Annotated in this window: 10 protein-coding genes; all 10 read left to right on the forward strand. The window is 44.2% G+C overall.

Translation table 11 applies throughout. The features are described 5' to 3' along the window. The gene (locus RID09_RS29520; RefSeq protein ID WP_446339482.1) at nucleotides 1-885 is read left to right on the forward strand and encodes a sulfotransferase; all 885 of its coding nucleotides are present in this window, start codon (nucleotides 1-3) and stop codon (nucleotides 883-885) included. Between the two features lie 141 nt (nucleotides 886-1,026). Beyond that, nucleotides 1,027-2,151, forward strand: coding sequence for a glycosyltransferase family 4 protein (locus RID09_RS29525; protein WP_446339483.1), 1,125 nt, complete (start codon nucleotides 1,027-1,029; stop codon nucleotides 2,149-2,151). A gap of 50 nt (nucleotides 2,152-2,201) precedes the next feature. Continuing rightward, on the forward strand, nucleotides 2,202-3,158 hold the full coding sequence (locus RID09_RS29530; protein ID WP_446339484.1) for a glycosyltransferase family 2 protein: 957 nt from the start codon (nucleotides 2,202-2,204) through the stop codon (nucleotides 3,156-3,158). Nucleotides 3,159-3,183: 25 nt separating this feature from the next. Beyond that, nucleotides 3,184-4,605 carry an O-antigen ligase domain-containing protein gene (locus tag RID09_RS29535; protein WP_446339485.1) on the forward strand — a complete coding sequence of 474 codons (1,422 nt, stop codon included), beginning with the start codon at nucleotides 3,184-3,186 and terminating at the stop codon, nucleotides 4,603-4,605. Nucleotides 4,606-4,636: 31 nt separating this feature from the next. Continuing rightward, nucleotides 4,637-5,491: a sulfotransferase family protein gene (locus tag RID09_RS29540; RefSeq protein ID WP_446339486.1), complete on the forward strand. Its 855-nt coding sequence runs from the start codon at nucleotides 4,637-4,639 to the stop codon at nucleotides 5,489-5,491. A 4-nt stretch (nucleotides 5,492-5,495) separates the two neighbouring features. Continuing rightward, nucleotides 5,496-6,569: a glycosyltransferase family 1 protein gene (locus RID09_RS29545; protein WP_446339487.1), complete on the forward strand. Its 1,074-nt coding sequence runs from the start codon at nucleotides 5,496-5,498 to the stop codon at nucleotides 6,567-6,569. Continuing rightward, nucleotides 6,562-7,710 (forward strand): glycosyltransferase family 4 protein, encoded by a 1,149-nt coding sequence (locus tag RID09_RS29550; protein WP_446339488.1) that lies wholly within the window; start codon nucleotides 6,562-6,564, stop codon nucleotides 7,708-7,710. The genes RID09_RS29545 and RID09_RS29550 overlap by 8 nt, the downstream gene beginning before the upstream one ends. Before the next feature lie 39 nt (nucleotides 7,711-7,749). Beyond that, nucleotides 7,750-8,907, forward strand: a complete 1,158-nt coding sequence (locus RID09_RS29555; protein WP_446339489.1) for a glycosyltransferase — start codon at nucleotides 7,750-7,752, stop codon at nucleotides 8,905-8,907. Between the two features lie 167 nt (nucleotides 8,908-9,074). Then, nucleotides 9,075-10,052: a pentapeptide repeat-containing protein gene (locus RID09_RS29560; protein ID WP_446339490.1), complete on the forward strand. Its 978-nt coding sequence runs from the start codon at nucleotides 9,075-9,077 to the stop codon at nucleotides 10,050-10,052. Nucleotides 10,053-10,438: 386 nt separating this feature from the next. Beyond that, complete coding sequence (locus RID09_RS29565) at nucleotides 10,439-11,137, forward strand: PEP-CTERM sorting domain-containing protein (RefSeq protein ID WP_446339491.1); 699 nt, start codon at nucleotides 10,439-10,441, stop codon at nucleotides 11,135-11,137. The last annotated feature ends 263 nt before the right edge of the window (nucleotides 11,138-11,400 follow it).

Here is an 11,400-nt window from a genome sequence, read left to right on the forward strand (position 1 = left end):
ATGCCTAATTTTCTGATTATTGGTGCAGCCAAAGCGGGAACGACGTCCCTCTATTCCTACTTAAATCAGCATCCCCAAGTTTATATGAGTCCAGTGAAAGAACCCCGGTTTTTCACCCCAGAGCTTTATAGCATTTACAATAACGGGGTGAGAGATAATGGGCGAAGAACGGCTTTGACTTTAGAACAATATTGTCAACTCTTTCAAGGGGTTTCGACTGAAATCGCTATTGGGGAAGCGTCTACTGAGTATCTCTATATTCCTAAAGCGCCGGAACGGATTAAAAGCCATATCCCCAAGGCTAAACTCATTGCCATCCTTCGCAATCCGGTAGAGCGAGCGTTTTCGGCGTTTCTCTATCAGTTTCGAGATGGCGTTGAAACTCTGACGTTTCAGCAAGCCCTTCAAGAAGAAGAAAAGCGGATTAAAGCTGGGTTTCGACCCGGATGGCACTACAAACAAGTGGGATTTTATTACAGTCAGATTAAAGGATATTTGGATTGCTTTGATCCAGAACAGATTAGAATATATTTGTATGATGATCTAGCATCAGATAGCTTGAATGTTGTTCAAAATATCTATAATTTTTTAGCCATAGATGATACTTTTATTCCAGATTTCAAGCGAGAAAACGTATCAGGGATTCCTAAAAGAAGATGGTTACAGAACCTGTTTACTAAAGATAATCCGCTCAAATCAGCGTTTAAACCTTTATTTTCCGAGGAATTACGTCTCGCGATTCGCGAGAGGGTTAAAAAACAAAATTTAGGAGCGAAACCTATTCTCTTACCTGAGATTCGTCAGGAGTTGATCGAAGTTTATCGAGAAGATATTGAGAAGCTGCAAACGCTTATACAGCGAGACCTGTCGGCTTGGCTGAAATAGACTAATAGTTCTGTAATCGCTGAGGGGGAGCAGAGGGAGCTATGTAGAGACGTTGCATGCAACGTCTGGGAGCAGGGGAAGAGGATTATCAATGAACAATCAACAATGAACTATGAACAATCAACAAATGACAAATCTATTATGAAACTTGGTATTGTTACCCATAGTGTGGATAAAGGCGATGGTCAAGGCAGAGTTAATTATGAAGTGGTCAAAGAAGCGATCCGTCTCGGTGATCATGTCACCCTCATCGCCAGTCAGATTGCGCTCGACTTGCAGCAAAATAGTCAGGTTCAGTGGATTGATATCTCTGTCAAGAAATTCCCCACAGCATTGCTACGAAATCTGGTTTTTTCCTGGCGAAGTGCTGAGTGGTTAAGCAAACACCGGGATAAACTGGATGTGGTCAAAGTTAATGGTGCGATCACGAGTAGTCCCGGAGATGTTAACGCCGTGCATTTCGTCCACAGTTCCTGGCTGCGATCGCCTGTGCATACTTGGCGCATCCGTCGTGATCTCTATGGGTTCTATCAGTGGCTTTACACGAAGCTAAATGCTGGGTGGGAAAAACAGGCATTTGTCCAAGCTAAAGTGGTTGTGGCGGTTTCACAAAAGGTTAAGCAGGAACTGGTAGAGATGGGAATCCCACCCCAGTCTATTCAGGTGATCTTAAATGGGGTTGATTTGCAAGAGTTTTGTCCGACACGGCGCGATCGCACTCCACTTGGGCTTCCCGAAGGCGTTACCCTGGCGTTTTTTGCTGGAGACATCCGCACCCCTCGAAAAAACTTAGATACGGTGCTGCACGCCTTAGTCGAGGTTCCTGAGTTACACCTAGCCGTTGCTGGAAGTACAGCCGGAAGTCCCTATCCTCAGCTCACCCAAAAACTGAATCTAAGTCAACGAGTTCATTTTCTCGGCTATCGTACAGATATTGCCGAAATCATGAACGCTGTGGATTTATTTGTGTTTCCCTCGCGATATGAAGCTTGCACACTTGTGTTGCTCGAAGCTATGGCGTCTGGACTCCCCGTGATTACCGCCGCCACAGCAGGCGGTGCAGAAATTGTTACCCCAGATTGTGGCATCGTTTTATCTGATCCGGATGATACACAAGCGTTGATCCAAGCCCTAAAAATCCTCACAAGAACACCAGAAAAGAGAAAACAAATGGGTCAATCTGCCCGCACTAAAGCGGAGCAACATAGTTGGGCGAATATGGCACACCGTTATATTAAATTATTTAAATCATTAGGTTATGATTAATCTTTAGTTTATGATTCTTTAGCTTAATAAAACTATTTAAAAATATATTAATGATTATCACCGTTACTATACCAACATATCGCCGTCTGCCAGACCTAAAACGCTGTCTGGAGGCGCTGCAAAACCAAACCCGACCCGCCAATCAAGTCTTGGTGATTATCCGTAACACTGATACGGAAACTTGGCAATTCTTTGAAACCTTTGACCCTAACTTTCTGCCACTGCGTACCGTGAAGGTAAAGGTGCCAGGAGTCGTAGCTGCAATGAATGCAGGTCTTGAGGTTGCCCAGGGAGATATCATTGCCTTTACCGATGACGATGCGGCTCCCCATACCGATTGGTTGGCACGAATTGAAAATCATTTTTTGTCTGATCAGCGCATTGGCGGTGTCGGGGGGCGCGACATGATTTATTACCACGGTGAACTATGGACAACTGAGACAAAGCAGGTTGTTGGTCGCCTCCAGTGGTTCGGACGCTTAATTGGCAATCATCATATTGGTGTCGGTGCAGCCCGAGACGTTGATATTTTTAAAGGAGTTAATATGAGTTTTCGCCGGAATGCAATTAAAGCGTTACGTTTTGACGAAAGAATGCGCGGGACAGGGGCACAGGTAGACTTTGAAGTTCCCTTTTGCTTGACATTGAAACGCAACGGCTGGAAGCTGATCTACGATCCCAATGTTGTCGTTAATCACTATCCAGCACCGCGTTTTGATGAAGACCAACGCTATCAATTTAATGCCGTTGCATTAACCAATGCTGTCCATAATGAAACCTTAGCGTTGTTAGAACATTTGCCACGTTTACAACAGATTATTTTTATAATATGGGCAACTTTAGTAGGAACTAGAAAGTCTCCCGGTCTTGTGCAATGGTTGCGATTTTTACCCAGTCAAGGTTCTTTAGCCGGACAAAAATGGTTAGCGTCTATGCAAGGACGGTGGCAAGGGTGGTTAACATGGCAAGGGTCAAGGATTGGAAGCGTAGTTAAATCAAAACCTTGAGATACTTTGACGTGGGAGATATTCAGTGAGCGATAGACCACTACCTTCAAGCTTTCGACTGGAGTTGCAACCCGCGCCCGCTTGGATAGCTATCTTAGCACTCGTCTTTTTCTGTGCGTTGTGCATTTTAGCCGGTGCTGGCAAAATACTCAACCTTGCTTTTCCAGTAGGGGCTTTCGCCGTCGGCTTGTTCCTATATTTTCGCTATCCAGTTCTTTACATTGGTTTTAGTTGGTGGATGTGGTTTTTGACACCCTTTGTCCGTCGCTTAGCTGATTATCGGAGTGGCTTTAGCAATCCCAGCCCGATTCTGTTAGCCCCTTTCCTGGTGACGTTAATTACTCTAACAACCCTTTGGCAAAACCTTCCCAAAACTCATCGCCAAGGTAGCTTACCTTTTGTTCTATCGATTGCTGGTATATTCTATAGCTTTTGCGTGGGATTTATTTCAAAGACTCCCGTTGCAGCTTGCCTCGCATTGTTAGAGTGGCTAGCACCAGTACTGTTAGGGTATCACTTATTTTTAAATTGGCGCAATTACCCTGATTATCGCCAAAATATGCAGCGCGTTTTTATCTGGGGTGTATTGGTGATGGGATTTTATGCAATCATACAGTATGTAGTAGCACCGGAGTGGGATCGATTTTGGTTAATTAATACAGGATTCACAACTGCTGGTAGTCCAGAACCTTATGGATTCCGGGTGTGGAGTACGCTCAACTCTACCGAACCTTTTGCTGCAACGATGGCAGCAGGTTTGCTACTGTTATTAAGTAATCATCAACAAAAAGTTTTAAAGGTGCTGGCTTCAGTCGCTGGTTATTCAGGCTTATTGCTCACCTTTGCCCGTTCGAGTTGGCTGGGTTGGTTGGCAGGATTACTGACGCTGATTAGTTCTCTGAAGCCAAAGCAGCGAATTAGTTTAATTATTACCCTTTTTGCGATTCTAATTCTGGTTATTCCGTTATCGACGCTAGAACCCTTCTCAGAAAAAATCAGTGAGCGATTGGAAACCTTTTCCAGTCTTGAGGATGACAATAGCTTTCAGAATAGACAGGCTTATTTTAAAATGGTATTTGGAGATGCACTGACCAGTGTTGTGGGTTTGGGAATCGGTGGCGTAGCGACGGATAACTCGATTTTAGTGATGCTTTTTCAGTTGGGTTGGATTGGCACTATTTTTTATATGGGAGGAATGAGCTTACTTATTTTTAGTTTGTTTCAAAGTTCTGAAGTGGGTTTCGATCCCTTTGCCGTTGCCGCTCGTGCTGTTGTGGTTAGTGCCTTGGTTAGACTGCCGATCAATGTGCCAATGTTGGGCGTATCGGGTACAATTCTGTGGGGGTTTTTAGGGATCGGTATAGCGGCTCATCAGTATCACCACCATCAACGTCAAATAAAGTTGAGAGAGTCTTTGCCGCCAAATAAAATAAATTTATTGAAATAAGCTTATTTTAAAACTAAACTGGAGGTTGATAATGTCAGTTGAAAAACCTATTTTTATTCTCGGTGCTCCCCGTTCAGGAACAACGTGGTTAGGCAAAGCCTTCGACCAACATCCTGACCTCGCCTGCTGGGCAGAAATTAGTAATATTTGGATGTGGGGCAATACCCATAAAACCGATGATCAGCTCACCGATAAAGATCTGAATCCCCCAATTAAACGTTATATTCAAAAAAGATTCGCTGAATACCTGGAAAAATATCACAAAAAAAGAATTTGCGATAAGACTCCTAGAAATTGTCTACGCATTTCTTTTATACAGGCAGTCTTCCCTGATGCCAAAATTATTATGTTACTCCGGGATGGTCGTTCTGTAATTAATTCTACGAAAAAAGAATTGAATCGCCCCAAGAATGTCCCTTGGAAGGAAGCCTATTCTCGACTCAAAGAAGTCCCAGTTTGGGAATGGTCGGTATTTCTGCCCCGGATCACGTCTCGTCTCAAAAGAATGGTGGGTATCCCCTTAGACTACTGGGGTGCAAGACCCCCAGGATGGCAAGAATGGGTAAACCAATATTCTCGTGAAGCTTTGCTGGCAAAACAGTGGTCTGAAACAATGGAAATAGCGATTGCTGAAGGCAGAAAGTTGCCTCCAGAAAATTACCTAGAAATACGCTATGAGGACTTGGTTAGTTCACCGCAGGATAAAATTCATGAAATTGCGAATTTTGCTGAACTCGATTCTCCTGAGCCGATCATCAATTATGCAATGGCAACAGCTGACCCATCTCGAACGAATAAGTGGAAAGATTCATTAGATCCAAACATACTCCAAGAGATTAAGGAAATCATGGAACCAACAATGTCTAAACTGGGATATCCCTGGTAAAATTATGATTTCTAACCAGTACTATGTCTGCTCCAAAAATCGGGAACCTATTGCTTGGAATCCTTGGCAAGAAGACCGCCATATCGTTCCTGAGTGTGCCTATTTTGGCAAGGTATTTCAGGCGATGGAGGAGAGTTTGCAGGTACAGGGTTTAACCTTTTACCTCACCTGGGATATCTCTAAGCTGCCATCATACGGGCAAAACGTGGTTGCTGTTGTCCAAGGGGATGAGTGGTGTCGTATCCCTGGCTATTTTCATCAGGTACGCGCTGTATTTAAATGCTACGGTACGCGCCGTAGTCTGGGATGTAATCCCCTGCTTAATCCATCCTATGTCAACGTTCTCACCCTCGGTCAATTTATGCTGATCTCGGTGGCACGTTTACCCGGTTTGTTCAATTATGGATTGCAGGTGATTAAAAATTTACCCTCACCTCTGGCTAAGGTTCCACCGATTTATGATATTCCTCTCGGTTACTATAAACAATTGAAATTGCCGATTAAAGATATCCATCAACGGTGTTATGATGTATTTTTCGCTGGCAGTTTAGCGCAAAAAAAATATAAAAGAAAATCATTAAAATATTGGCTAAAAGATCCAAAAATTGTGTCTCGACAAAAAATGCTTACTGTAATCGAGTCCCTTACGGATAAATACCAACACTTAAAATTTGAATTGTCAATTACACGGGGGTTCCATGCCACAACGGCTCAAGATGCCAGCAGCTATTCCGAAAAAATGATGGATACTAAAATATGTCTGGTTCCTAGAGGAACGTCTTTTGAAACCTATCGTTTCTTTGAGGCACTCCGATATGGTTGTGTTGTCGTAACTGAAGCTTTACCTTCACGATGGTTTTATAATGGGGCGCCGACGATTCAGATTCAAGATTGGAGTGAGCTAGAGGCGGTATTGGAAAAGCTGACCAACGACCCATCCTTAATCCAGAGGTTACATCAGCAAGGGTTGAACTGGTGGCAAACCAAATGCTCGGAAACAGTGGTGGGTCAGTACATTGCTGAAACGTTAAATGGAACCCAATCTGATCCGGAGTCTTGCAAAAATTACCATGAGTAACCCTACGGCAAAATCTGCCTACATTCTCTGCGTCGGTAATGGTTGGTTACCCAAAATGCCAGGTGGACTCGATCGCTATGTCTACGAACTAACCCACAACCTCGCTGCTGGACAGGATACGGTTGAATTGTGCGGTGTTGGACTACCGCCAACTCCAGCCAACTCGCCCCTAAAACTCACTAACTTTGCTGAACCCGATAGTCCCCTGTGGCAAAGGCTTTGGTCAACCCGCCGCCAATTTTTAAACAGACAAGCACCGCCTCCTGATGCGATAAACCTGCATTTTGCCCTCTACAGTTTGCCTCTGTTATCCCTATTCCCAGAAAAGGTACCGATCACCTTCACCTTTCACGGACCTTGGGCAATGGAGAGTAATCTAGCAGGTAGCAACAATCTAGCTGTATTCGTCAAGCAGTGGATGGAACAGCGGGTTTATCATCGGTGCGATCGCTTCATTGTCCTCAGTCAAGCCTTTGGTCGTCTCTTACACCAACACTATCAAATTCCCTGGAGCAAAATTCACATCATTCCCGGTGGTGTAGATACCCATGAATTTCAACCCAACTTATCCCGTCAACAGGCGCGAGAACAGCTCAACTGGCATCAAGATCGGATGATTTTGTTTACTCCCCGTCGCCTTGTCCAGCGCATGGGGATTGATATCCTCTTAAGTGCCCTGGCAAAAATCATATCTAAGATTCCTGATGTCTGGTTAGCGATCGCGGGGAAAGGAACACTCAGAGAGTCTCTAGAAAAACAAGCAACAGAATTAGGACTCAACAATCACGTTAAATTCCTCGGATATTTACCCGATGAACTTTTACCCATCGCCTATCAAGCCGCCGACTTGACCGTGATTCCCAGTCAGTCTCTGGAAGGATTTGGATTAATTGTACTGGAATCTCTGGCATCGGGTACCCCGGTTATGTGTACGCCCGTGGGGGGAATGCCAGAAATTTTAGCGCCGTTCTCTCCTGAACTGATCACAGACTCAGCCAATGAAGACGCGATCGCCCAAAAATTACAAGCATTACTAACCGGAGAAATTTCGATGCCCTCTCGAACTGCCTGTCAGGACTATGCTTGCCACAATTTCAACTGGCATAACATTGCCCAGCAGGTGCGTGAAGTTCTTCTGTAGAAACGTAGCAGACTTAACATTTCCTGTTACTTAAAAAACATGAAAATCCTCTTTTTAGACCAGAGTGGCAAATTAGGCGGGGCTGAACTCTGCCTAACTGATTTGGCAAAACCCTATCGAAATCACTGCTTAGTGGGTTTATTTGCTGACGGAACGTTCAGGGAGTTATTAGAACAACAGCAAATTCCTGTCCAGGTTCTCACCACTGAACCAATTCTAGTAAAAAAAGATAGTGGAATTCTTCAAAGTTTAGGGAGTATGAGTTCTCTAGTCCCACTGATCATCAAGGTTACCCAAATAGCCCGTGATTACGAACTCATTTACGCTAACACCCAAAAAGCGCTAGTCATTGGTGCATTCGTCAGCCTTTTTAGCCATCGTCCTTTGGTTTATCACCTGCATGATATCCTTTCTTCCGATCACTTCAGCGTTACCAACCGTCGTATTGCTGTAACCTTAGCGAATCGCTTTGCATCTTTGGTTCTTACCAATTCCCAAGCCACTCAAGCCGCATTTATTGCAGGAGGAGGACGCTCAGAACTGACACAAGTTGTCTATAACGGCTTTGAACCCAAACAGTACAAAACTCGGGCGACTGATTCCCATCAAATCAGACAACAGCTTGGATTAGATGGGCAATTTATTGTAGGTCACTTCAGCCGTTTGTCTCCCTGGAAAGGACAGCATATTTTACTGGAAGCCCTGGCTCAATGTCCCCCAGAGGTGAGCGCCATTTTAGTCGGTGATGCCCTGTTCGGCGAACAAAAGTATGTCCAGCATTTACATCAACAAGTTACCGAATTAAAAATCAAAGAACGAGTTCAGTTTTTAGGATTTCGTTCGGATATCGTCCCTCTGATGAAAGCCTGTGACTTAATCGCTCATACCTCAACGGCACCAGAACCCTTCGGGCGAGTTGTTGTCGAAGCCATGCTCTGTGAACGCCCGATTGTTGCTGTTGCTGCTGGTGGTGTTATTGAACTCATTGAAGCTGAGAAAACGGGATGGCTATTCTCTCCCAGTGATTCCCAGCAACTGGCTCAAATTATCACCACCTGTCGTAACCAGCCCGAACGAGCCGCAATCATGGCTCAGCAAGCCCAGATTCAAGCTAGTCAACGTTTCAATCTCAACACCGTCAACCAGCAGATTGCTCAGCTACTCGACCGGGTTATCTTTACTCAATCTTTAAATTAAACGGCGTCTTTGTAAAGTTAAGATGAATTTTTTGCCATCGACGCTTATACCTGAAACTGGTTTCTGGATATTTGGATTAAAATCGATTAAATTTTCTTAAAATCTCTTAAGAACTATTGAAATATATCCTATAGTTATAGGATTGTAGTATTTAGAGGAAACCACTTGTGAATAAAACGCTGCAAACCCTAGCAACCAGTAGCTTTAGTATTGGTGTAGCACTAACCTTAAGTTTGCTGACCACTAATTCCGCTGAAGCCTTTAACCAAAAGAATTTGGATCAGCTACTAAAAACGAATAATTGCCGATTTTGTGACTTGAGAGATGCTGATTTGAGTGGTACTGATCTCAGTGGCGCTATCCTCAGTGGTGCAGACTTAAGTGGTGCCAATCTGGCTGAGGCGAATCTGAGTGATGCCAAACTGATTGATGCTCAACTGATTGGGACTAATCTGAGTGGCGCAAACTTGATTGGCGCTAATCTAACCAAGGCTTTGCTGAATAATGCGAACCTATTGGATGCTGACTTGATGGGGGCTACCCTATTTTTGGCAGATCTCCAAGATGCTGACCTGATCGGCGCTAACTTGATGGACACTAACTGGATTTCTGCTACAAACATTACTGAGAGTCAGCTTTCCTTTGCTAACAAATTAGAGGACATTACTTTACCTGATGAGAGTCAACCCACGTTCTGCCAAGGAGAGGAAATTTTTAACGGATTAACGGGTTCTCTAAGTTCCCAAAACGGGTTTCCCTTTGTCCAAAACTATTCGACTTGCTCTTGGCTGATTCAAACATCGGCATCAATGAACGCTGTAGCCTTATATATTCCTGATTTATCGTTAAATAATACGGTATTGGAAATTTTTGATGGCAATAACTCAACTAACTTACTTGCCTCTATGACTGGAGAGGTTGATAGTGAAACCCGGATGTTTCCAGTCGAGTCTTTGTTGGTTCGTTACAGCGTCGATTTTTCGCCCAATACATCAGGAGTTGAACTCAGCTACGCTGGCATAGAGATTTCAAGTCCAGACCCCACAACATCTGTCCCGGAACCCAGTAGTGCGCTGGGATTCGGATTGTTAACGTTATTCGGCTGGACGCAACGGAAGCGCTTTTGTGCTAAACAAAAAAGTTGAGGAATTAGGTAGGGCTTGCTTCAGTGAGGGCAGGTGTGGAGTGTCGGGTGTCGGGTGTCGGGTATCGGGTGTGGGAAAAATCTGATCTGAGCGAAAAAAACCTTTATTGGTCAGGGTTTACAGTTTTTAAAGCCAGTCCTATTGAATCGAAAACCCCGTCTCTGTCTAGGTTTCAAGTCATTTTTGTACCAGTTCTTGCCTAAACCTTCTTAACTGGACTTTATTTTCAAGGGGTGTTTTTTAAAGCTTGTGTGAAGCGCAATTACCTATTTATCAAGTTTTGATGAAGATTGAGGTATAGCTGAGTTTTAAATTTTCATCACTGGTAGTATGAGGGTTAGGTAATCAATCGCCTTCATAAACACTTCATAAACAAAGGAGTAATCATGGCTCATAAATTAAAGTTTGCGATCGCGACGGCAGGTGCTGTATTAGGTTTGACGGCAATCCACGCCAACCCAGCTCAGGCGGCTGTCATCGACTTTGAAGAATTCGAGCATGGTGAGGTTGTCACTGGGGTGATGACTAAGCACGCTACTCTTGGCGTGTTTAGTCAGCGTAACGTCAACCAAAATTTCCCCAATGCAGGGGAACCTCGTGACTTGATGATTTTCGACACGGACTGCGGCCCAGGAGTAAATTGCTCAGCTGATCCTGATTTGAACTTTGGCGGTCAGTTTGGCAAAGCTCTGATCATTAGTTTTGATAACAATTCAGCTATACCCAACGACTCCCAGATTGGGGGCGTAATCACTTTCGATTTTAAGATGCCTGTTATTTTTAAGGGCTTTAATCTCTTGGATGATGAGGAAGAGTCTACTATCGTGTCTTTATTTAACGGAGCTACCCTAGTCCAACAGATTGGGGGTATTGTCGGTCCTGGAGACAACTCAGCAATCTTTGTCGATGGTTTCACCACCGCCCCAGTCACCCGTGTTGAAATTGACCTGCCTGGCAGTGGTGCAATTGATAACATTAACTATGATCCTGTTCCCGAACCCCTAACCATCCTGGGTTCAACGATGGCGCTAGGATTTGGTGCCCTGTTTAAGAAGCAACAATCCAAACGACAAAAGAAAAACTAGCTTTAAGCTGAAGTTCCCCCCAGCCTTAAACCGATATTCTGTCTGTTGCCAGAATAAGTAGTCTGATAAAAGTAAACGACACTGTGTTAAGTTTTGTAGAATTCCGCGATCGCTGAAAGTGTAGTAAGCAACCCCGGTCTCGCATACACGGAGCTTTAGCCAAATAAGTTAAAGCTGTGCTTACCAGCCTAAGTGCTAAGCGCACTACGTTATCGGCAAGTGTTAAAGACCTACCAGCGGATGCGATAGCCAGTTTGCTGCTC

The sequence above is a fragment of the Coleofasciculus sp. G1-WW12-02 genome (genome assembly GCF_040219735.1).
Classification (GTDB): Bacteria; Cyanobacteriota; Cyanobacteriia; order Cyanobacteriales; family Coleofasciculaceae; genus Coleofasciculus.